Consider the following 21,857-nt stretch of genomic DNA (forward strand, 5'->3'; position numbering starts at 1 on the left):
TTCTATCGCGCCGATGCCCCATCGTCCGGCGGAGACCGGGCATCATTGGCGACCATGGCTGTCCTGACCGCGGTGATCTGTGGCGTGTTCGGGCTGCTCTTCGGGTCCTTCGGCAACGTGGTCATCCATCGGGTGCCGGAGGGACAGAGCGTCGTCAGCCCACCCTCGGCCTGCCCGGGATGTGGCAACTCGATCACCCCCCGCGACAACATACCGGTCCTGTCCTGGCTGGTGCTGCGTGGACGGTGCCGGAACTGCGGCGAGCCGATCAGCGTCCGGTACCCGATCGTCGAGCTGGCCTCCGCGGCGCTGTTCGCCCTCACGGGCTACGTCTTCGCCAGCGCCGACCCGCCGGACTTCTGGGTCCTGCCCGGCATGCTGCTGTTCGTCTGGGTTCTGCTCATCGTCTCCGTGATCGACGTCGAGACCCGACGCATCCCCAATGCGATCACCTACACGCTGACCCCGGCCCTGGCGGTGCTGCTCGTCAGCGCCGCCGTCCTCAACGGTGAGCCCGGTCGGGCGCTGACCGCCGTCGCGGGGGGTGCCGGCGCCTTCGTCTTCCTGCTGATCCTGGCGCTCATCAAGCCCGGAGGGATGGGCTTCGGGGACGTCAAGTACGCCGCCTTCCTGGGGCTGGGTCTGGGCTATGTCAGCCTTGGCAGTGTGCTCATCGGCATCTTCGGGGCCTTCCTCGTGGGCTCGCTGGTCTCCGTGGCGCTACTGGCGCTCACCGACCGATCCCGCAAGGACAAGGTGCCGTTCGGACCGTTCCTGTCCGTGGGTGCGTTCGTCGGCATCCTGATCGGCCCGGCGCTGGTCGAGGCCTACACCTCCGCCGTCGGCCTCTAGACTCGACCGCCATGAGCGACCCAACCGCACAGCCCACCCAGGAAGAGATCGAGGCGTACTACGCCCAGCTGCGTGAGGCACCGCTGCACGAGCTGCTCGTCCAGGCCATCGGCATGTTGGCCACCGGTGCCGAGGCCAAGTTGGGCCGGCCAGACGCCCGGATCCTGATCGACTCGATGGGTGCCCTTGTGCAGATCGGCGCCGGCAAGCTGGGTGAGGCCGAAGGCCAGCTGCAGACCGCCGTCGCCCAGTTGCAGATGGCCCAGGTCCAGGTCGAGCAGCAGATGGCGAAGGAGGGGGCCTCATCCGAGGGGGACGACGGCTCGGCTGACCCGTCGTCGGCCGCGGCATCCGCTGACCGCACCACCGATTCGTCCACCACCCCACCGGCGTCGCCGCTGCAGCAGCCGTCCAGCCCACCGGCCGCGGAGAAGAAGCAGACCGACAAGCTCTGGATCCCCGGGCGGGACGGCTAGCCGGCGCGTAGCGGGCGCCCAGAACTCCACGTACGCTGTGGCGTCCACATGAAGTGGGAGCAGCATCCCCACCTGCCGGGCTGACCCGATCAGGTCCATCACCGCCCCGACCTCGGCCAGCACTCTGGCCCCGTTGACGTGTGACTGGCCGCTGCCTCCCGCAGCGGCCACTGTTGTCTGACGGCACCAACAGCCGCCATCCGGACCACCCGCCGCGTCCCACCACGGCGTTCCCATCAGCAGCGCTTCCCAGGAGCCACACCATGCCCAAGCAGAAGACCCACTCCGGCAGCAAGGACCGCTTCCGCGTGACCCGAACCGGCAAGGTCATGCACCGTCGGCAGAACCGCAACCACCTGGCTGAGCACAAGCCCCAGCGTCGCAAGCTGCGCCTGCGTCGCGACGAGGCGCTGAGCTCGGCCAAGGAAGCCCGGAACATCAAGCGGATGCTCGGCCAGTAGCCGGCCGACGCCGCATCGACGATGTAGAAGAAGAAGAGGAGACCCCACATGGCACGCGTCAAGCGCGGTGTACACGCCCGGAAGCAGCGGCGGACGGTCCTGGCTCGCGCCAAGGGCTTCCGCGGCGCCCGGAGCCGCCGGTACCGCATCGCCAACGAGTCCGTTCTGCACGCCGACCGGTACGCAACCCGCGACCGTCGGGCGAAGAAGCGCGACTTCCGCCGGCTCTGGATCACCCGCATCAATGCAGCGGCCCGCCAGGACGGTCTGTCCTACAGCCGCTTCATGCACGGGCTGAAGCAGGCCGAGGTCGAGCTGGACCGCAAGGTGCTGGCCGATCTCGCCGTGCACGACCCCAAGGCCTTCTCGGCCCTCGTCGCCACCGCGAAGGCGGCGCTGTAGCGGATCCGCGATGAGCAGGAGCCTCGAGCTACCGGCTCGTGGGAGCCGACACATCAGCCACGAGCCCGCGATCACCTCAACGGCGAACCCCAAGGTGGCCGCCGCCGCGCGGCTGGCCAGTCGGAAGGGTCGGCGTGACGCGGGCGCCTTCCTCGTCGAGGGCCCGCAGGCCGTCGGCGAGGGTCTTGACCGCCTCACCGAGTTGTTCGCCACACCTGAAGCCGTCGACACCCACACCCCGATGGTGCAGGCGGCTGTCGACGGTGGCGTCCACCTTCGTGTGGTCACGCCGGAGGTTCTCCGGGTTCTGGCCGACACCGTGACACCCCAGGGCCTGGTCGGGGTCGCGCCGGTCCCCGCCCCCGACCTCGACGATCTGCTGTCCCACGCCACCTTCGTGGTCGTGCTGGACGGCGTCAGCGACCCTGGCAACGCCGGCGCGATCATCCGCAGCGCCGATGCCGCTGGCGCCGACGGGGTGGTGTTCCTCCGCGGCGCGGTCGATCCGTTCAACCCCAAGGCCGTCCGAGCCTCCACCGGATCGCTGTTCCACCTCCCGGTGCTCACCGGGATCGAGGCCGAGCAGCTGAACGACGTCTCCGAAGCCGGCCTGCAGCTGCTCGCCGCCGACGTGCACGCCTCCGTCGCATTGGGAACCCAGGATCTGAGCCGACCGACCGCGCTGGTCTTCGGTGGTGAGGCCGCTGGCATCTCCAGCACGGTGCTCTCGCGGTGTACGGTCTCGGTCCACCTGCCGATCGCCCGGCCACGTCGACCCGGCCACACGGGGCACGCCGAGAGCCTCAACCTGGCCGCCGCCGCCGCCGTCATGGCCTACGCCGTCCACGGCGCTCGCAGCCACCGCTAGTGTCCCATCCTGCGATTCCGCTCGACGTTCCATCTTGACTGGACCACCCTCCCGGAGTCTGGACGTGCCCACCGCCCCCTCGCCCTCCGCCCAGCCGATCATCGCCGGCTCGTTCTCCGGGCTGGATGAGCTACCTGATGCAGCGGCCGTGGTCGACGCCGATGGTGTGCTCGTCTGGGCCAACCCCATGTTGTGGCGGCTGCTCCGGACCACTGATCTCCTCGGGCAGCCCGCACGGGAGGTGATCGACCTGCGCACGGCCGACGACCTGGACTGGTGGGACACGGATCCGCTCGGGACCGATCCCACGCTGATCCGCCGGATGGCCGAGCAGGAACTCGTGCTGCGCCGTGACCGGACCACCCACGTGGTGGCGGTCACCGCCAGCCGCCTCCGCGGCGATGCGGTGCCCGGCGGCCTGCTCATGGTGCTGCGCCGGGCCGACGCGCGTCGACGCCGGGACGTGGCCCGCTCAGACCTCGTGTCAACGGTCTCCCACGAGCTCCGGGCCCCGCTGACCAGCGTCAAGGGCTTCACCAAGACCCTGCTGTCGAAGTGGGACCGCTTCAGCGACGACCAGCGACGGCAGATGCTCGCCACGGTCAACGAGGACGCCGATCGGGTCACCCGCCTGCTGGGGGAGCTGTTGGCTGTCTCGCGCATCGATGCCGGGCGGCTGGCTCTGCGGCGACAGATGGTGCGACTCGACGTCCTGGTGCCCCGGGTGGTCAACGGCATCCAGGCCGGCGCCGGACAGGGCCGCACGATCACGGTGTCCCACGACAACCCGCCCGAGCTGTACGCCGATCCGGACCGGCTGGACCAGGTCCTCACCAACCTGGTCGAGAACGCCGTCAAGTACACCGACGACGAGATCCTGATCGATGTGACCACCGGACAGGACACGGTGCAGGTCACCGTCGCCGACCGCGGCCCCGGCATCGAGCCGGAGTTCCGGACCGCCATCTTCACCAAGTTCTTCCGCCGGCCTGGCGAGAAGCGGCAGGGGACCGGCCTGGGTTTGTACATCACCAAGGGCCTGGTCGAGGCACACGGCGGTGAAATCTGGGCAGAGGACGGCGAGGATGAGGGATCGGTGTTCCGCTTCACCCTCCCCCAGGGAGGCCTGGAGCTGTCGGGCATCGACTTCCACGCCCTCCGCGCGTCCACCACCAAGACCAGCACCACCACCAACACCAGCACCACCCACCGCGAAAGCTGACTCCCCGTGACTCCGAACCCAGCAAGCGCCCCACCCGCCCAGGACGGCCGGGACAGCAGGGCCTTTGCGCTGACGGAGGAACTCGCGGAGCTCGAGGCACAGGCGATCGCGGCCGTCGAGGCGGCCGAGAGCTTGGAGGCACTCGACGAGGTCCAGAGCGCCTACCTCGGCAAGAAGGGTCTGATCGCACAGGTCAAGCGCCAGCTGGGTGGGCTGGAGCCGGACGAGCGCAAGACCGTCGGCCAGGCCTATGGCCGGGTCAGCGGCGCCTTCGCCCAGGCGGAGGCCGCGCGGCGCGACACCCTCGAGTTGGCCCGTGACGAGCGGATCCTGGCGTCGGAGCAGATCGACGTGTCCCTCCCGCCGCGGCTGCCCAAGCGCGGTTCGCTGCACCCCCTGCGGCAGACCCTCGAGGACATCCTCGACGTGTTCGTGGGGCTGGGGTACGAGGTGGTCACCGGCCCCGAGGTTGAGTCGGACTGGTTCAACTTCGACGCCCTCAACACCGTCATGGATCATCCTGCGCGGACCCTGCAGGACACCATCTACGTTTCGGGCCTGCACGACGGTGAGCCGATCGACCCCGACCAGGCCGCGGTCCGTGAGGACGGGACGACCGGCCTGCTGCTGCGCACGCAGACCTCGCCCATGCAGGTGCGGACCATGCTCGACCGTGAGCCACCGGTGTACGTGGCGATACCCGGGCGCGTGTACCGGCAGGACACGCCGGACGCCACCCACCTCCCGGTCTTCCACCAGATCGAGGGTCTGGCCGTCGACACCGACCTGTCGCTGTCGAACCTGTACGGGACTCTCGACGCGTTCGCCAAGGCCATGCTCGGCGACGAGGTGAAGACCCGGTTCAGGCCGCACTACTTCCCCTTCACGGAGCCCTCTGCCGAGCTCGACGCCTGGGTCGTCGACGCCAGCGGGAAGGGCGGCTGGATGGAGTTGCTCGGCTCGGGGATGGTGCACCCCAACGTGCTCCGCGCGGGTGGCTACGACCCTGAGGAGGTTCAGGGGTTCGCGTTCGGGGTCGGGATCGAGCGGACCGCCATGGTCCGCTACGGCATCCCCGACCTCCGACTCTTCGCGGACAACGACGTCCGCCTCCTCTCCTCCTTCTAGGGCCCGCCCGGGCCGAACCTGTAGGTCGAACCATGCGTGTACCTGTTTCCTGGCTGTACGAGTACGTCGAGTTGGCGCTGACCCCCGAGGAATTGGCTGACGTGCTGACGATCGGTGGCCTGGAGGTCGACTCGGTCGACCGGCCGACCGCCGGCGCCAAGGGCCTCACGGTCGTCGAGGTCGAGGCGATCGAACCCGTCCCGAAGTCCGACAAGCTGTCACTGGTCCACGCCACCGATGGTCAGCACAGCTGGGAGATCGTCTGCGGCGCCAGCAACTTCAGCGTCGGCGACCGGGTCCCGGCGGCTCTTCCCGGTTCGACGCTGCCCGGTGGCATCGAGATCGGCGCGAAGAAGCTCATGGGGGTCACCAGCAATGGCATGCTCGCCAGCCCTCGCGAGCTCGGGGTGGGAGATGATCACTCTGGAATCTGGCTGCTCGGTCCCGATGCCCCCATCGGCGCCGACGTCGCCACCTGGCTGGACCTGGATGAGGCCGTCATCGACATCGACCTCACGCCCGACCGGGGCTACGGCGCCTCGATCTGGGGTCTGGCCCGAGACCTGGCAGCGCTCACCGGCGCCGAGCTGACCATACCGGAGCTGGCCGGCAACCCCGGGGGCGACCCGGGCGTTGGCGTGACCATCGAGGACGCGACGCGGTGTCGGCGCTGGGATGGCCGCAGCATCGCGGGGATCAGCGTGGCTCCGGCGCCACCGCTGATCCAGAAGCGGCTGAACCTGGTCGGGATGCGACCCATCTCCAACGTCGTGGACGCGACGAACTACGCCATGCTCGAGACCGGCTACCCCGTCCATGCCTACGACCGCGCGCTGCTGACCGGCGACATCACGGTCCGGCGGGCCCTCCGGGGCGAGGTGCTCCGGACACTCGATGGCACCGACCGGCAGCTGGATCCCGAGGACGTCGTCATCGCCGACGAGAGCGGTGCGATCGGCCTGGCCGGTGTCATGGGCGGGGAGGTCGCCGAGATCAACCCCGAGACCACGGATCTGTACGTCGAGGTGGCGGCGTGGAACCCCGTGGAGGTGCTGCGAACCGGTCGTCGGCACCGTCTGCACACCGAAGCCCGCCAGCGGTTCGAGCGGACCGTATCCGCCCAGTGGCTGCCCGTCGGGGCGTCGCGGGTCAGCGAGCTCATCACGCTGTGGGCCGGCGGCACGGTCACCGGCGGCCACGACCTCCACCCCATACCGGATCACCGACCGAGGATCGAGCTGCGGACCAGCCGCGTGCGGTCCCTCCTCGGCATCGACATCGACGCGGACGAGCAGAGCGCGCTGCTGACCACGATCGGCTGCACGGTCTCCGGTGACGGTGAGGTGCGCACCGTCAAGCCGCCGCCGTACCGTCCCGACCTGCTGATCGAGGAGGATCTGAGCGAGGAGATCGCCCGCCTCTACGGGTACGACCGGATCGAGCCCACGGTGCCCTCCACCGGGCAGTCAGGTCGTCGCAGCGACGCCGACCTCGCCGCGCTGGCCATCCGTCGGGGTCTGGCCGGGGCCGGCTGGACGGAGGTGCTGCAGTACCCGTTCATCGCCGACGACGACCTGAGCGATCTGGGATTGGCCGAGGACGACCCGCGGCGGCAGACCATCAAGCTGGTCAACCCGCTGTCGAAGGAGGAGTCCGTCCTCCGCACCACGCTGTTGCCGGGTCTGCTGGCCACCGTCCGGCGCAACGTCAATCGTCAGAACAGCGATGTGGCGCTGTTCGAGACCGGTCACGTCTTCGTCCCGCCGAGTGCGGAGCATCCTTCGCTCGATGCGGGCGTCGACGACGTCCAGTTGCCCGCCGAGCCAGACCATCTCGGGCTGATCGCGTGTGGCGCGTTCGAGCGACGCCGGCATGACGCGGCGGCGCGGCCGGTCGACTTCGCCGACGTGATGGGTGCCGTGGAGTTGGTGCGGCGCACGATCGGAGCGGCTGATCTGCGGGTCGAACGCACCACGGAGATGCCGTTCCATCCCGGTCGGGCGGCCACCGTCTGGTTCGGTGACACCCGGGTCGGGGTGGTCGGCGAGCTGCACCCACGTGTGTGCGCGGCCTACGAGGTGCCAGCGCGCACCGTGGCCGCAGAGCTGCAGTTGGACGTCATCACGTCAGACGGGATCAGGACCTCCGAGGCCACGGTCCCCTCGCCGCTTCCGGGCCTCCACTTCGATGTGGCGGCGCTCGTCGACGAGTCCGTGCCCCACGACCGTGTCGCCGCCGCGGTGGCAGATGCAGCGGGTGAGGGCTTGGCGAGCATCGAGCTGTTCGACGTCTTCCAGGGGGAGCAGCTGGGCGAGGGCAAGAAGTCCCTGGCCTTCAGTCTGGTGCTCGAGGACCGGGGAACCCAGCTGACCGACACCGATGAGGCGGCCGCCATCGAGCGGATCGCCACGGCAATCGAGGAGCTGGGCGGCCAACTCCGTCGCTAGCGCTACATCAGCCGCAGGTGCCGGCAGCCGCCAACCCCGCGGTGGTGCCTTGTGCCCGTCCCTCCTCGACCCAGTGGTCGATGGCGGAGGGGAGGTCGAGCGCCGGAGCGAACAGCCATCCCTGAACGCGGTCGAAGCCAAGCGCCGCCACTTCGGCCAGCTGGGAGGCGGTGTCGACCCCTTCCGCGACGACGCCGAGGCGCAGGGTCTTGGCCAGGCTGACGACGGCCTCGACGATGGCGCGCTCCCCCGGATCGGTGTCCAGGCGCTCGATGAAGCTCCGGTCGACCTTCACGGTCGAGATCGGGAGGTCCCGCAGGTGTCCGAGTGAGGAGTACCCGGTCCCGAAGTCGTCCAGTGCGATGTGGAATCCGCGGTCCCGGAGGGCATCGAGCACGGCGACGGAGGCGCCACCGACGTCGAACGCGGCGGACTCGGTTATCTCCACGCAGACCTGGCGCGGATCGATGCTGTGCTCGGTCGTGATCGACTGGACGGTCTCCAGGAATTCGGGGTGGCCGAGCGAGACCGAGGAGAAGTTGCAGGCCATCCCCGGAGCCACGCCTGCGGCCTCGGTCATCTCCCTCAGGGCAGCACACGACAGTGCGAACCCGCGGCGATCCAGGTCCCACATGAGCCCGGTGTTGACGATCGCCGCCATGAACTCGTGGGGCTGGACGAGCGCGCCGGTCCGCCGGATCCTCGCCAAGGCCTCGAATCCCACGGTCCGATTCGTGGCCATGTCGACCACCGGCTGGAAGTGCATCTCGAGGTCGTGGCCGTCCAGCGCGTTCTTGAGCGTGCGGCGCTGGCCCTGCTCCGCGGTGACGGCATCGGCCAGACTGCTGTTGTACGGCGCAACCCGGTTCCGTCCGCGTTCCTTTGCGGCGTACAGCGCCATGTCGGCCTGCTGGAGCAGCAGCTCACCGTCCCAGTCCTGGCCGCGTGCGGTGGCCACCCCGATGGAGGCGGTGAGGTCGAAGCGCTCTGCGCCAAGCCGGTAGGGCTCGGCCAGCGCCTGGCGAGCTCGCTCGGCGATGACGGCGGCCTGGCTCTCCTCGACATCGACGAGCAGGGCGACGAACTCATCGCCGCCCTGGCGGACGAGCAGGTCTGCGGAGCGGAGCTCGGCGGCCAGTCGCCGGGCCGCCACCGTGATGAGCTCGTCGCCGACGCGGTGTCCGTGGGTGTCGTTGATCAGCTTGAACCCGTCCACGTCGATGAAGCAGGCTGCGACGCTGACACGGGGTTCGGTCTGCTCCAACTCGTCCAGCCGCGTCAGCAGTCGGCGTCGATTGGCCAGGCCCGTGAGCTGGTCGTGCATGGCCTGGTGCCGCAGCTCTGCTCGAGCTCGACGTTCGGAGGTCACATCGTGGAACGCCACGACCCGCCCGTCGATGGTCTCGCCCGGTCCTCGGATGGGTTGGACGCTGGTCACGACGTGGCGGACCTGGCCACTGCGACGTCGGATGCGACCGGGTTTGCGGCTGCCGATGGCCCGGAGGTCCTCCAACCGCCCGTCGGCAGCGAGCACCGGGAAGTCGGTGAGGGTGAGGTCCCCCGGCGGGACGTCGGCGTCGATGTCGAACATGGCGCGTGCCATGTCGTTGACCAGGGTCACCGCACCGAACTGGTCGGTGGCGACCAGACCGTCTCGGAGGCCGGACAGGATGGCCAGTGACCGCCGTTCCAGTCGATCTGCCCGGGCCCCAGCCTCGCTCTCGTAGTCGGCGTAGCGCAGCGACATGACCATGCCCTGCAACGCCGGATCGCCGGACTGATCCGTGCCGGTGATCTCGACCGGGATCCACTGATCGGTGTAGTCCAGCAGGCGGATGGTGACGCGCTGCAGGTCCAGGCCCTTGAGGACCCGGCTGATGGCGTCGAGGGCGACCCCGAGATCGTCGGGGTGCACGTACTCGACGGCAGACTTGCCGACCACCTCCCGCGGCGTTCGGCCCAGGAGCGAGGTGACGGAGTCGCTGACCCACTTGATCTGCATGTCACCGTCCAGCAGCAGGATGATGTCGCGCAGGCCGTTCAGCAGTGCCTGGTGCTTGGCATCGGGGACGGTCCGGTCGACCAGAACAGCCGAGAGCTGCCGGCCAAGTCCCAGCCAGACGTCATCGTCGATCGCCCCGGCCTCGGAGTGGACGGTGAGAACGGCTGCGGGGATGCGCTCCGCATCGAGGATGGCGACGGCCAGGATGCCGCCGGTGCGCACGACGAGGGCCTTGCCCTGGCGGACGTCCAGTTCGGCTTCGACCAGGTGCCGGGGACGCAGGACGCCCTCAGGATCGGAGGCGCCCACGACGAAGCCCCGACCGGCCTGGAAGACCACCACTTGGCTGAGGGCGCCGGTCAGGGCGCTGGCGATGCGCGAGACCTCGGTCGACTGCGGGTGCCGTCCCAAACGATGGCGCGCAACATCGGCACGGTCATGCTCACTCGGGACGCTCACCCGAACGGTGTCGACAACTACGGAGTGTGACTTTACCGCTGGTTCTCGACCGTTGGTCTTCGCTCTGTTGCGGCCGTACAGTCCGGTCCATGTGCAGGAACATCACCGAACTCCGAGGTCTCGAGCCGGCCGCGACACCCGAGGAGGTGGCCGCGGCAGCGCGGCAGTATGTGCGGAAGGTGACGGGTATCCGCACGCCGAACGCGGCGGTGACCCCGGCCTACGAGCAGGCGGTTGCGGACATCGCCGCCATCACCGGCGAGCTGCTGGCTGGCCTCCCTCCCCGACGGCAGCCGCCCGGCACGGTGCCGCCGCTGCGCCGGCCGCAGGTGCGAGCACGCATGGGGCTGCCACCGTTTGATCCCACCGCCTGAGGACGGCTAGACCGCCTGCTCAGCAGCTCGGGCCAGCTCGGCAGCCCCCACGACGCCCGAGTCATCACCCAGGCTCGCGACCACCCAGCGGCGCTTCACGTCCGGCGCCATCAGACGGGGGAGGGTGACCTCCTCGATCCGGTCGACGTGGTCCTGCCCCAGCTTCTCGGCCAGTCCACCACCGAAGATCAGCGTGTCCAGGTCGAGGGTGTTGATCATCCCCGCGAGTGCGATCCCGAGCGCGATGACCGCCTCGTCCATGATCGCGGTCGCCACCTCGTCCCCGTTCTTGAGCGCCTTCTTCCACACGCTGGAGGTAAAGCGAGTTTTCCCTTTGTCCTCCATGATCTCGACCATCTCGGACGAGCCGCCCTCGGCGATCAGACGGTCGACCATGGCCCGCATGGAGGCCCGTCCGGCGTAGGCCTCGACACAGCCCCAACGGCCACAGCCGCACCGGCGGGGACTGGTCATCTCCACCGGAACATGGCCCAACTCGCCGGCGGTGCCGCTCTGACCCTCGAACAGCCGACCATCGATGATCAGCCCACCACCGATTCCGGTCCCCATCCAACACCCGAGCGCGTTGACGGCACCAGCGCCGGCTCCATGTCGCGCCTCGCCGAGCGTGCCGACGTTGGCGTCGTTGCCCAGCGTGACCGGTGCCTTCAGCCGCTTGGCCATGCGCTTGGCCAGCTTCACGGGCTCCGTCCAGCCCGCCAGGTTCGGCGCCTCGATCACGACGCCCTGCGAGACTGGACCCGGGAAGCCGACACCGACTGCGGCGGGTGAGTCGTCGATCGAGGTGACCATCTCGACCAGCAGCTCGATCACCTCGTCGGGCCCACCGGTCGGTGTGGTCTCCTTGATGTGATCGGTCGCCTCGCCGTCGCTCGACACGGCCGCGGCCAGCACGTTGGTGCCGCCGAGGTCAACTCCGACAACTGTTCCCATGGTTGGAACCTAGCCGATGGCTAGGGTGCCGGGTGATGAGAACAGGCGCGCCGCAGATCCCGACGAGGTCGCTCGTGGTGCTGATCGGGCCGTCCTCCAGTGGCAAGTCCACCTGGGCCCGGACCAGCTTCGCGCCCGAGCAGATCGTGGCGTCGGACGACCTGCGGGCGGTGGTCGGGGAGAGCCGCTACGACCTGGCTGCCTCCGACGACGCCTTCGAGCTGCTCGGCCGCATCGTGGGCGCCCGCACCGGCCGTGGACTGCTGACCGTGGTCGACACCCTGGGTCTTGACGCGACAGCCCGAGGTCGGCTGATCGAGCGGGCCGACGAGGCGGGGATGACGCCGGTCGCCGTCCTGGTCAGGACTCCGGGCAAGACGGTTCGCGCACGCAACAAGGAGCGAGGCGTGCGCCTGCCCGCGGCCGTGTTGACCGGGCAGATCACCACTGCCGATGCCATCACCGAGGGGGTGCTGCTGGCCGAGGGGTTCGAGCGGGTGATCGAGGTACCCGGCGACGGGCCACTCGCCCGGGAGGCTGACGCCGGCACCGCGGACACCCGCGAGAGGGCCGACGCCCGGCCGACCGCGAGGAGTGGCGCAGCACAGGTGGTGCCGGCCATCGCCACGGAGGTCGCTGCGAGGCCGATCCGCCCAGGCGACACGGAAGCGAGCCTGCGCTTCGGGCTGCAGATCGGGCGCTTCGAGGGCGACCCGGCTGGCCACGCCGAGCGACTGGCGGCCGTGGCGCGGGCGGCGGAGGAGACGGGCTTCTCCTCACTCTGGGTGATGGACCACATGCTGCAGATCCCGCAGGTCGGGCGGCGCTGGGAGGACATGCTGGAGAGCTACACCACCCTGGCCTACCTGGCCGCCGCAACCAGCACGCTCCGACTCGGGGTCCTGGTGACCGCCGTGACCTTCCGCCGGCTGCCGCACCTGGCCAAGATCATCGCGACCCTGGACGTGCTGAGTCACGGTCGCGTGACCTGCGGGCTGGGCACGGGCTGGTTCGCCGACGACCACCACGTGCTCGGGACGCCGCTCCCCGCAGTGACCGAGCGCTACGAGCTGCTGCGGGACGCCTGCGAGCTGCTGCCGCTCATGTGGGGCCCGGGCTCGCCCTCGTTCGAGGGGCGGACCCTCCGGGTGGAGGAAGCCATCTGCTACCCCCGACCACTGCAGGAACGGGTGCCGATCCTGATCGGCGGCTCGGGGGAGCGGACGACCCTGCGGCTGGTCGCGGAACGCGCCGACGCCTGCAACCTGTTCGGCGACCCCGATCGTGTGGCGAGTCTGGTCGGAACGCTCCACCAGCACTGCCGGGACGTCGATCGCGACCCCGACCAGATCGAGGTGACCAACCTGGCCACCGTGCTGACGGCACCGGACCAGCCGACGTTGGAGGGGCGCCTGGCCGAGCTGACACCGGCACGGCGTTCGGTCCAGCGGACGATCGAGCAGTTCCACGCTGCGCCGATCGAGGCGCAGATCGACCGCTTTGCCGCCTTCGCCGGGGCCGGCGTGACCCACGCCATCGTGACGATGCCGGTCATCGACGCCGAACGGGTCGCTGAACTCGCCCCGCTCATCGACGCCTTCAAGGACACCGGCGCGCTGGATGACCGCGCTGTCGAGGGCGCAGGACGCTAGCTCGTCGCCCGCGCCTCGATGGCGTCGAGGTTGTGCTCCATCGACGTCGCCAGCTGTGCCAGGCGACGGTCGATGATGGCCTCCTCGTCGTCGGGGCGCTGCTTGATGGCCCAGGTCAGGCCCGATCGGCCCGGTCCCAGCAGCACCCGTTGGGTGACCCGAGTACCGCGGTCGGTGGGCTCGAGCTCGAACGTCCAGGTGGCCACAGCCTCATCACCCGCCCAGGCCGTGTAGCTGTAGGCACCCTCGGGGTCGCAGTGCGTGACGACGCAGCGGGTCTGCCAGCGGGCGTCACCGCGGGCGTTGTGGCCGATGAACACGGCCTCCGGAGCGATGCGCGTGTGCGGGTCCTCCCACTCCACGTGTTGCAGTTCGGGACTGCCCTGGACGGGGAGCAGCACATCGGTCACGAGCGGCCAGATGTCGGCCGGCTCGGCGGCAATGACCCGCGAGACCTCGGTCGTCGGTCCGTCGCTGAAGCGCACCATGGGCGCGACAGGCTAGCGGGGATGGTCAGTCGAGGTCCATGAACGGACCACGATCAGCGCCGCTCGGCGACTCGCCAAGTGCCATCGCCGCGTTGATGATCTTGCCGGTGTCGACCAGCACGGTCTCGGCCGCCGGGCCGAGCGGGACGAAGGAGTCGGCGGCCCGGACCGAGCGCATGGGCGCGATCACGGTCCGCTCCGCCAGCCCACTGATCACCGCATCGGCGATGCCGCCACCCGTCGCCCGGCACTCGTCCACGACCAGCAGCCGTCCACTGGCGTCGACGCGCGTGGCCAGGGCATCAAGCGGCAGTGGGTTCAGCCAACGCAGGTCCACCACCTCGGCCCGCACGTCCACGGCGGCCAGCCACTGGGCGGCCTGGAGCGCCATCCGGACGCCGTTGCCGTACGTCGCGATGGTCATCGTCGGCCGCTCACCCCCGGTGGCGTAGACCCCGACCTCGCCCGGCAGCAGCGGCTTGCTGCCCGGTGGTGGGTAGTCGCACAGCCACAGCTCGTCGCCGTCCTCGTGGAGATCCTTCGCGTGGTACAGCGCGATGGGTTCGAGGAACGCCACGACCCGCCCGTCGGTGTCCGCCATCGAGATGGCTCCGCGCAGCATCCGGGCCGCGTCGTCCCCTCGTGACGGGCAGGCGATCGCGAGCCCGGGGATGTCACGCAGTGCCCCGATGGCGTTGTCGTTGTGGAAGTGACCACCGAACCCCTTCTGGTAGGCGAGCCCGGCGATCCGGATGACCATGGGGTTGGTGAACTGGCCGCTGGAGAAGAACGACAGCGAGGCGGCCTCACCCCGGATCTGGTCCAGGGCGTTGTGCAGGTAGGCCAGGTACTGGATCTCCGGGATCGGTAGGAACCCCATGATCCCGGCGCCCTGGGCCACACCGAGGATGGTGGTCTCGTCCAGCAGGGTGTCGAAGACGCGGTCGTGGCCGAAGCGGTCGAGGAGTCCTGCCGTGACGTGGTAGACCCCACCCTTCCGCGCGACGTCCTCCCCGAACACGAGTGCGTTCGGCCGTCGGGCCAGCTCGTCGTGCAGGGTCGCGTTGATCAGGGCCCCCATGGTGCGGCGGGCCGGAGCGGTGGCGTCCTCAGGCAGGTCCCCGTCCCACACCTCGATGCGCTCGGACGGCGAGAGCGCCGTCGTGGCCCCGTGTGCCGCGCGAGCCCGTGAGAAGGGGGCGAGCGGAGCCATCACCTCGTGGGCGTTCTGCAGGCCCGGGCTGCCCACCAGCCGGTCGGCGGTGCGCTGGACGTGCTCGTCCACCTCCACCGCCAGGAGTGTTGCCTCGTCGGCCATGATCGCACCAACCGCGATCAGGCGGCGGCCCGCTGCGAGGATCGGGTCCCGTGCTTCATCGGCCTCGATGGCGGACTGCGTGCGGTACATCCGCTCCACATCGGAGCCCGCGTGACCCCACAGCCGCACCGTGTCGAGGTGCAGGAAGACCGGTGCACGCGTCTCCCGACACCACTCGACCGCCTCCTCGACCTGCGTCCAGACCTGGTCGACTGGACCAGTCGCGTGCACATAGCGGAGGTGGGGGAGTTCCCCGAAGGTCCCGGCGATCCACCGCTTCGGCGTGTCGACGCTGATCCCCAGACCATTGTCCTCGCACACGAACAGCACCGGCGCGTGGGCGCCGCGGCGCTGGGCGTACCGGGCGGCGTTGATGCCTGCCAGGGCCGAGGCGTGATTGGCCGACGCGTCGCCGAAGGAGCACACGACGATCGAGTCCTCGGGCACCGGAAGCGTCGATCCGTCCGTCAGACCGAGGCGGCGTGCCCGCTCGATCGCCACGGCGGTCCCCACCGACTTCGGCAGGTGCGAGGCGATCGTCGAGGTCTGTGGGGGGATCCACAGCGGTGCCGAGCCCCAGACCTTGTGTCGACCCTGCGCGATGGGATCGTCCTTGGCCCCGATGAATGACCGGACCGTGTCGGCGACGGCGTCGACGTCCGGTGCCAGTCGACTGCGCGCGACCACGAACCCGCCGGAGCGGTAGTGCAGGAATGCCGGGTCCGTGGTCCTGGTCAGCGCTCCGAGCACGGCGTTGATCTCGTGGCCGGCCGAGGAGATGGTGTAGTAGGAGTGGCCCTCCGCCTTCAGCCGCCGTGCCGCGACGTCGAGGGACCGGGACGTGAGCATGTCGGCCAGGAGGTCACGCGCCCGCTGGGCCGTCAGGGACCCTGTGACGGGCTGGTCGGGTTCCAGCAGATCAGCCTCGGCGGTGGCCCGCGCCAACCCCTGTGTGAGGGCGGACTGCACGATCTCGACCCGCGTCGTCATGGTCCTTGGGACTGTAGAGGGTCAGCCGGGCAGAACGCGTGTGGTGGGACGGCTGCGGCCCGGGCAGCCGGTCCGTCGTCCGCGCTGGTGCATAGAAGTTGCATACTCATACATCAGCGGGCACTCTGTCCGCCATGAACGTCGGAATCGTCGGAGGATCGGGCTACGGCGGAGCGGAGCTGCTCCGGCTGCTGAGCACCCATCCGACGCTGAAGGTCCAGACCGTCGCGGCGGGCTCCACGGCCGGTCAGGACCTGCAGGAGGTCTTCCCGTCGCTGGGTCTGGAGGGTGAGCTCGCCCCCTCGACCCCGGAGGCGCTGGCCGACTGCCAACTGGTGTTCCTCGCCACGCCACACGCGGTGTCGCTGGAGCTGGCCGCACCTCTGCGCGAGGGCGGCGCGGTCGTGGTCGACCTGTCCGGCGCCTTCCGGCTGCCGGCTGCCGTCTTCGAGCAGTGGTACGGCCTCGACCACACGGCTCCGCAGTTGACTCCTGCCACGTACGGGCTGCCGGAGCTCCGGCGCGATGAGCTGGTCGGAGCGGGGCTGATCGCCGGACCGGGGTGCTATCCGACCGCGACCTTGCTCGGGTTGGCCCCGCTGGCCGGACTGGTCGAGCCGGACACCGTCACCATCGTCGGGATGTCCGGGTCCAGCGGCGCCGGCCGCGGCCTGCGGGAAGACCTGCACGTCTCCCACGCCTCCGGCAACACCGGCGCCTACGGGGCGCCGACCCACCGCCACACGCCTGAGATCGAGTTGCACTGGGCGGGCCTGACCGGCCACGACGCACGAGTCACCTTCACGCCCCACCTGGTTCCGCAGGTGCGGGGGATGGTGGTCACGTCGACGGCGTCCCTCATCGGGTCGGCTGGATCGGTCCGTGCCGCCTTCGAGGAGGCCTACGCCACCGAGCCGTTCGTCCGGGTGCTGCCGGAGGGCCGGTGGCCCCAGTCCACCCACGTCCTCGGCGCCAACACCTGCCACATCGGGGTCGTCACCGACGAGCGGACGGGACGGGTCACCGTCTCTGCGGCGATCGACAACCTGACGAAGGGGGCGGCAGGCCAGGCCGTGCAGGCGGCCAACGTCGCGCTGGGGCTGCCCGAGACCGACGGGCTGCCGACGATGGCGGTGTACCCGTGAGCGACCGCGACCCGGCGGGGAACCTGACCGACCCGGTGGGGAACCTGACCGAGCCCGCCGAGCGCCATGTGACGCCCGTCGCCCTGAACACCCTGGCTGACGGCGTGACCGCGCCCTGGGGCTTCCGTGCCGCCGGCGTCACCGCCGGGCTCAAGGCGTCCGGCAAGCCCGACGTCGCGGTCGTCATCGCCGACCAGCCGTGCACCGCCGCCGCGGTCCTGACGACCAACCAGGTCAAGGCCGCCCCGGTCGTGGTGACCGCCGACAACCTGGTCTCCTCCGGTGGAGTGGCCCAGGCCGTCCTGCTGAACGCCGGCTCCGCGAACGTCTGCTGCGGGCAGCCCGGACTGGATCTCGCCCGGCAGGCCGCCGAGCTGACGGCAACCCAGATCGGGTGTGCCGCCGAGCAGGTCCTGGTCTGCTCCACCGGCGTCATCGGCGTGCCTGTTCCGGCCACGCCCTACCTGGACGCGATCCCCCGGGTCGTCGCCGCCGCCAGCCCCGAGGGAGGTCTCGACGCCGCCGAGGCGATCATGACCACCGACCTGGTCACCAAGGAGGCTGCCGTCCACGTCACCGACAGCGAGGGCGGCAGCGTGACGGTCGGAGCCATGGCCAAGGGCTCGGGCATGATCGCTCCGGGCATGGCCACGATGCTCTGCGTGGTCACCACCGATGCGCCGCTCAGCGCCGAGCAGGCCCAGGGCTTGCTGGCCGACGCGACCGACAGCACCTTCAACCGCATCTCCGTCGACGGCGTGATGTCCACCAACGACACGATCATCCTGCTGGCCTCCGGAACGGCCGCCACGCCGGTCGACACCGCCGGAGTCCAGGCGGGCGTCACCGCCGTCCTCGGCGATCTCGCCCGGCAGATGGTGGCTGACGGCGAGGGCGCGACCCGGACCGCCGAGATCGCGGTCACCGGTGGCACGACCGAGACCGACGCGCTCGCCGTCGCACGGCAGGTCGGTACCGACAGCCTGGTGAAGACGGCGCTGGCGGGCGCGGACCCGAATTGGGGGAGGATCATCGCGGCCGTGGGTGCCGCACCCGTGGCGATCGACTCGACGCGCATCAGGATCGACCTGGAGGCCGGCACGGGTGCCGACCCGGCCTGGTACGCCACACCTGGCGGTCCGGGTCGCGATGCGGTCTGCGTCTGTCGCGACGGGATGGCCACGGATGTCGAGCGAGCTCGGGCGGAGGCCGTCATGGCGGCCGACCACGTCCGGGTCACCATCGACCTCGGCGTGGGCACCGCAGGGTCGAGCTTCCTCACCTGCGACTTGACCCACGGGTACATCACGATCAACGCGGAGTACACGACATGAATCTGGTCTCGGGCGAGGACGCGGCGTGACGATCGTGATGACCGACCGCGCCAAGGCGGCCCAGCAGAAGGCTCGCATCCTGCAGGAGGCGTTGCCGTGGATGACCCGGTGGTCGGGGCGGACCGTCGTCATCAAGTACGGCGGGAACGCCTTGCAGCCGGCCGGAGCACCCGACGTGACCGGACCGGGGGAGGACCCCTCCTTCGCCGCCGACGTGGCCCTGCTCCACAGTGTCGGGGTGCGGGTCGTCGTGGTCCACGGCGGCGGCCCGCAGATCTCCGCACTGGCCGACCGTCTGGGCCTGGAGACCGCCTTCGTCGACGGCAAGCGCGTCACCGATGCGCCGACCCTCCAGGCGGTCCAGATGGCCCTGCTGGGCCAGGTGAACCCCATGCTGGTCCGCATGATCTCCGACGCCGGTGCCGCTGCGGTCGGCGTGTCCGGCACCGACTCCGGACTGGTCACGGCCACGACCGTCGACGACCGCCTCGGCCTGGTCGGCGAGGTCGACCGGATCGACCCCACCTACCTGGACGAGCTGCTCGACAGCGGCCGTGTCCCGGTCATGGCAACGCTGTGTCAGACGACCGAGGGGACACTCGTGAACGTCAACGCCGACACCGTTGCCGGAGCCCTGGCGGTGGCCCTGAGGGCCGACAAGCTGATCTACCTGACCAACGTCGCCGGCCTGTACGACAACTTCGGGACCCCTGACTCGACGCTGCTCAGCGAGGTCAGCGTCGCACGGCTGGAGCAGATGCTCGCCGACGACGAGCTGGTCACGGGGATGATCCCGAAGATCTCGAGCATCGTCACGGCCGTCCACGGCGGCGTCCCGCAGGCCCACCTGCTGGACGGCCGGATCGAGCACGCACTGCTGCTCGAGATCTTCACCGACGAGGGCATCGGGACCATGGTCGAGGGCACTGCGGAGGTCACAGCCACAGCGAACGGAGGTCCGCAGTGAGTCCCGGATACACCGCAGGATCGCGCGGTTCCTCGGCTGGGACCGAGGACGTCCACGATCGCGCACCCCAACCAGCGAGTGAGGCGATGACGCTCACCGAAGACGAGGTGCTGCTGCCGACCTACGGCCCCCGACCGGTGGCCTTCACCAGCGGGACCGGCAGTTGGCTGACCGCCGACGACGGCACCACCTACCTCGACTTCCTCTGCGGCCTGGCCGTCACGAGCCTCGGGCATGCACACCCTGCGGTCACCCAGGCGGTCGCCGAGCAGGCGGCGGCGCTGACCCACGTGTCCAACCTCTTCGGCACGACGCCGGCTCTGACGCTGGCCGACACGCTCCGCCAGCGGCTGGGCTGGGAGGACGGCCGGACGTTCTTCTGCAACTCCGGCGCCGAGGCCAACGAGGCCGCCATCAAGCTGGCCCGCAGGCACGGCAAGCACAGCGACCCGAACAAGGTCGGCGTCGTCGCGCTCAGCGGCGGGTTCCACGGCCGGCTGATGGGTGCGCTCAAGCTGACCGGCAACCCCGACAAGCACGCGCCGTTCGAGCCGCTGGGGACGTGGGTCCGACATGTGCCGCGGGACGACGTCGAGGCTCTCCGAGAAGCCGTGGACGACACCACGTGTGCCGTCTGGGTCGAGGTGGTGCAGGGTGAGGGAGGTGTGCGTCCGCTCTCGGAGGAGATGCTGGCCGCGGCCCGCGAGGCGTGTGACGCTCACGACGCGCTGCTGGTCGCCGACGAGGTGCAGACCGGTATCGGTCGGCTGGGGGAGTGGTTCGGCTGGCAGACCACCGACATCGAACCCGACGTCGTCTGCCTTGCCAAGGGTCTGGCCAACGGCCTGCCCATCGGGGCCATCGTGGCCCGCGGCCAGGCGGCCAAGGCCTTCCAGCCCGGCGACCACGCCACCACGTTCGGCGGCGGCCCGGTGGTGTGTGCGGCCGCCAACGCGGTCATGACCACGATCGAGCGCGACGATCTCCTCGCCCACGCTCGGGCCATGAGTGCTCGACTGACTGCCGGGATCGAGGCTCTGGCGGCCACGAACCACCTCGTGACCGGGTGGCGGGGCCGAGGCCTGCTGATCGCTCTCACGCTTTCCGCTGACATCGGCCCAGCTGTCGCCCAGGCAGCCCTCCGGCATCGCCTGATCGTGAACGCCGTGGCGCCCGACGCCATCCGCCTCGCGCCACCCCTGAACGTCTCTCCGGAGGAGGTCGACGTCGCCCTGGCCCGGCTGGGCGCCGCCCTGGAGGACACGACCAGTCCACTGGCCCAGCAGAGCGCCTCGGTGCTCGGGTCCAGCCCGACATCCTCGTCCCCGTCATCACCACCCGCACCGGAGATCTCGCCGTGAGCCAGCTGCTTGCCACCGACACGCCGATCCGCCACTTCCTGTCCGTCGACGACCTGCAGCCGGACGAGCTGATCGCCCTCCTCGACCTGGCCGACGAGCTCAAGGCCGAACGGCTCAGCGCCACCGGCCCCGGTCCGCTGGCCGGGCGGTCGGTGGCCCTGCTGTTCGAGAAGCCGTCCCTGCGCACGCGCGTCAGCTTCGAGGTCGGCGTGGCTGAGCTGGGCGGGACACCGATCGTGCTCAGCGGGGGCGAGATCGGCATCGGCGCCAGGGAGTCGGTGGCCGACATCGCGCGCGTCCTGTCCGGGTACGTCCACGCCGTCGTCCTCCGGACCTTCGGACACGGCCGCCTGGAGGAGCTCGCGGAAGCCGGCTCGGTCCCAGTCGTCAACGCCCTCTCCGACCTCACCCATCCCTGTCAGGCACTGGCCGACCTGCAGACGATCCGCGAGTACAAGGGTGAGCTCCGCGGGCTGAAGCTGGCCTATCTGGGCGATGGCAACAACGTCGCCCACTCCCTGCTCAAGGCGGGGGCGATGAGCGGCATGCACGTGGCCGTTGCGACTCCGCCCGGGTACGAACCCGATGGTCAGATCGTGGACGAGGCGACGGAGCTGGCCGCCGAGTCCGGCGGTCGTGTCAGCGTGACGACGGAGGTGGGGACGGCGCTGACCGACGCCGATGTCCTCTACACCGACGTGTGGGCGTCCATGGGGCAGGAGGACGAGGCCGCTGAACGCGCCGCTGTCTTCGCGCCCTTCCAGCTGAACGCCGCTGCGGTTGATGCCGCCCGCCCTGACGCCATCGTCATGCACTGCCTGCCGGCGCACCGCGAGGAGGAGATCACGGCCGAGGTCCTGGAGAGCCAGGCGTCCGTCGTCTTCACCCAGGCCGAGAACCGGCTGCACGCGCAGAAGGCCTTGCTGTGTGTCTTGCTGACGGACCGGGGCTAGCGCC

General features: G+C 70.1%; 19 protein-coding genes. 15 read left to right on the plus strand and 4 right to left on the minus strand.

What is annotated here, in order from left to right; genetic code table 11:
• The first annotated feature begins 54 nt into the window (after positions 1-54).
• From C1746_RS17290 to pheT, 8 genes are all read left to right on the plus strand, one after another.
• Positions 55-852, plus strand: a complete 798-nt coding sequence (locus tag C1746_RS17290; protein ID WP_116716216.1) for a prepilin peptidase — start codon at positions 55-57, stop codon at positions 850-852.
• An 11-nt stretch (positions 853-863) separates the two neighbouring features.
• Positions 864-1,328: a hypothetical protein gene (locus C1746_RS17295; RefSeq protein WP_116716012.1), complete on the plus strand. Its 465-nt coding sequence runs from the start codon at positions 864-866 to the stop codon at positions 1,326-1,328.
• Positions 1,329-1,591: 263 nt separating this feature from the next.
• On the plus strand, positions 1,592-1,789 hold the full coding sequence (gene rpmI / locus C1746_RS17300; RefSeq protein WP_116716013.1) for a 50S ribosomal protein L35: 198 nt from the start codon (positions 1,592-1,594) through the stop codon (positions 1,787-1,789).
• A gap of 48 nt (positions 1,790-1,837) precedes the next feature.
• Positions 1,838-2,191, plus strand: a complete 354-nt coding sequence (gene rplT, locus C1746_RS17305; protein ID WP_116716014.1) for a 50S ribosomal protein L20 — start codon at positions 1,838-1,840, stop codon at positions 2,189-2,191.
• Positions 2,192-2,201: 10 nt separating this feature from the next.
• Entirely contained in the window at positions 2,202-3,059 is an 858-nt protein-coding gene (locus tag C1746_RS17310; RefSeq protein ID WP_116716015.1) for a TrmH family RNA methyltransferase, read from the plus strand.
• A gap of 64 nt (positions 3,060-3,123) precedes the next feature.
• Complete coding sequence (locus C1746_RS17315) at positions 3,124-4,281, plus strand: sensor histidine kinase (protein ID WP_116716016.1); 1,158 nt, start codon at positions 3,124-3,126, stop codon at positions 4,279-4,281.
• 6 nt (positions 4,282-4,287) lie between these two features.
• Positions 4,288-5,409 (plus strand): phenylalanine--tRNA ligase subunit alpha, encoded by a 1,122-nt coding sequence (gene pheS, locus C1746_RS17320; RefSeq protein WP_240599040.1) that lies wholly within the window; start codon positions 4,288-4,290, stop codon positions 5,407-5,409.
• A 32-nt stretch (positions 5,410-5,441) separates the two neighbouring features.
• Entirely contained in the window at positions 5,442-7,856 is a 2,415-nt protein-coding gene (gene pheT, locus C1746_RS17325) for a phenylalanine--tRNA ligase subunit beta (protein ID WP_116716017.1), read from the plus strand.
• A gap of 7 nt (positions 7,857-7,863) precedes the next feature.
• On the opposite strand, the gene C1746_RS17330 is transcribed toward pheT, so the two are convergent.
• Positions 7,864-10,317, minus strand: coding sequence for a putative bifunctional diguanylate cyclase/phosphodiesterase (locus tag C1746_RS17330; protein WP_116716018.1), 2,454 nt, complete (start codon positions 10,315-10,317; stop codon positions 7,864-7,866).
• Positions 10,318-10,406: 89 nt separating this feature from the next.
• Here C1746_RS17330 and C1746_RS17335 point away from each other — a divergent pair, with 89 nt between their 5' ends.
• On the plus strand, positions 10,407-10,691 hold the full coding sequence (locus C1746_RS17335; protein ID WP_116716019.1) for a DUF2277 domain-containing protein: 285 nt from the start codon (positions 10,407-10,409) through the stop codon (positions 10,689-10,691).
• Positions 10,692-10,697: 6 nt separating this feature from the next.
• On the opposite strand, the gene C1746_RS17340 is transcribed toward C1746_RS17335, so the two are convergent.
• A complete protein-coding gene (locus tag C1746_RS17340) occupies positions 10,698-11,645 on the minus strand; it encodes an ROK family protein (protein WP_116716020.1) in 948 nt (315 codons plus the stop codon).
• Between the two features lie 35 nt (positions 11,646-11,680).
• Between C1746_RS17340 and C1746_RS17345 the strand changes: the two genes are divergently transcribed.
• The gene (locus C1746_RS17345; RefSeq protein ID WP_116716021.1) at positions 11,681-13,297 is read left to right on the plus strand and encodes a TIGR03560 family F420-dependent LLM class oxidoreductase; all 1,617 of its coding nucleotides are present in this window, start codon (positions 11,681-11,683) and stop codon (positions 13,295-13,297) included.
• Here C1746_RS17345 and C1746_RS17350 read toward each other — a convergent pair.
• Positions 13,294-13,785, minus strand: a complete 492-nt coding sequence (locus C1746_RS17350; protein WP_116716022.1) for an SRPBCC family protein — start codon at positions 13,783-13,785, stop codon at positions 13,294-13,296. The two genes, C1746_RS17345 and C1746_RS17350, sit on opposite strands and share 4 nt — an antisense overlap.
• A 25-nt stretch (positions 13,786-13,810) precedes the next feature.
• The gene (locus C1746_RS17355) at positions 13,811-16,093 is read right to left on the minus strand and encodes a thiamine pyrophosphate-dependent enzyme (RefSeq protein WP_116716023.1); all 2,283 of its coding nucleotides are present in this window, start codon (positions 16,091-16,093) and stop codon (positions 13,811-13,813) included.
• Positions 16,094-16,227: 134 nt separating this feature from the next.
• Between C1746_RS17355 and argC the strand changes: the two genes are divergently transcribed.
• The 5 genes from argC (at position 16,228) to argF (ending at position 21,853) form a co-directional block, all read left to right on the plus strand.
• Positions 16,228-17,238 carry an N-acetyl-gamma-glutamyl-phosphate reductase gene (gene argC / locus C1746_RS17360; protein ID WP_116716024.1) on the plus strand — a complete coding sequence of 337 codons (1,011 nt, stop codon included), beginning with the start codon at positions 16,228-16,230 and terminating at the stop codon, positions 17,236-17,238.
• Complete coding sequence (gene argJ, locus C1746_RS17365) at positions 17,235-18,572, plus strand: bifunctional glutamate N-acetyltransferase/amino-acid acetyltransferase ArgJ (protein WP_205711963.1); 1,338 nt, start codon at positions 17,235-17,237, stop codon at positions 18,570-18,572. The genes argC and argJ overlap by 4 nt, the downstream gene beginning before the upstream one ends.
• Before the next feature lie 25 nt (positions 18,573-18,597).
• Positions 18,598-19,539, plus strand: coding sequence for an acetylglutamate kinase (gene argB, locus C1746_RS17370; protein WP_205711964.1), 942 nt, complete (start codon positions 18,598-18,600; stop codon positions 19,537-19,539).
• Between the two features lie 86 nt (positions 19,540-19,625).
• On the plus strand, positions 19,626-20,900 hold the full coding sequence (locus C1746_RS17375) for an acetylornithine transaminase (RefSeq protein ID WP_116716025.1): 1,275 nt from the start codon (positions 19,626-19,628) through the stop codon (positions 20,898-20,900).
• The gene (argF, locus tag C1746_RS17380) at positions 20,897-21,853 is read left to right on the plus strand and encodes an ornithine carbamoyltransferase (protein WP_240599042.1); all 957 of its coding nucleotides are present in this window, start codon (positions 20,897-20,899) and stop codon (positions 21,851-21,853) included. The genes C1746_RS17375 and argF overlap by 4 nt, the downstream gene beginning before the upstream one ends.
• The last annotated feature ends 4 nt before the right edge of the window (positions 21,854-21,857 follow it).

It is taken from the genome of Euzebya tangerina (genome assembly GCF_003074135.1).
Classification (GTDB): Bacteria; Actinomycetota; Nitriliruptoria; order Euzebyales; family Euzebyaceae; genus Euzebya; species Euzebya tangerina.

Coding starts and splice junctions, on each gene's coding strand:
- C1746_RS17355 (WP_116716023.1), bottom strand. CDS start 16,093: ATGACGACGCGGGTCGAGATCGTGCAGTCCGCCCTCACACAGGGGTTG.
- C1746_RS17290 (WP_116716216.1), top strand. CDS start 55: ATGGCTGTCCTGACCGCGGTGATCTGTGGCGTGTTCGGGCTGCTCTTC.
- rpmI (WP_116716013.1), top strand. CDS start 1,592: ATGCCCAAGCAGAAGACCCACTCCGGCAGCAAGGACCGCTTCCGCGTG.
- C1746_RS17295 (WP_116716012.1), top strand. CDS start 864: ATGAGCGACCCAACCGCACAGCCCACCCAGGAAGAGATCGAGGCGTAC.
- C1746_RS17340 (WP_116716020.1), bottom strand. CDS start 11,645: ATGGGAACAGTTGTCGGAGTTGACCTCGGCGGCACCAACGTGCTGGCC.
- C1746_RS17310 (WP_116716015.1), top strand. CDS start 2,202: ATGAGCAGGAGCCTCGAGCTACCGGCTCGTGGGAGCCGACACATCAGC.
- C1746_RS17350 (WP_116716022.1), bottom strand. CDS start 13,785: ATGGTGCGCTTCAGCGACGGACCGACGACCGAGGTCTCGCGGGTCATT.
- rplT (WP_116716014.1), top strand. CDS start 1,838: ATGGCACGCGTCAAGCGCGGTGTACACGCCCGGAAGCAGCGGCGGACG.
- argC (WP_116716024.1), top strand. CDS start 16,228: ATGAACGTCGGAATCGTCGGAGGATCGGGCTACGGCGGAGCGGAGCTG.
- C1746_RS17375 (WP_116716025.1), top strand. CDS start 19,626: ATGACGCTCACCGAAGACGAGGTGCTGCTGCCGACCTACGGCCCCCGA.
- C1746_RS17335 (WP_116716019.1), top strand. CDS start 10,407: ATGTGCAGGAACATCACCGAACTCCGAGGTCTCGAGCCGGCCGCGACA.
- pheT (WP_116716017.1), top strand. CDS start 5,442: ATGCGTGTACCTGTTTCCTGGCTGTACGAGTACGTCGAGTTGGCGCTG.
- C1746_RS17345 (WP_116716021.1), top strand. CDS start 11,681: ATGAGAACAGGCGCGCCGCAGATCCCGACGAGGTCGCTCGTGGTGCTG.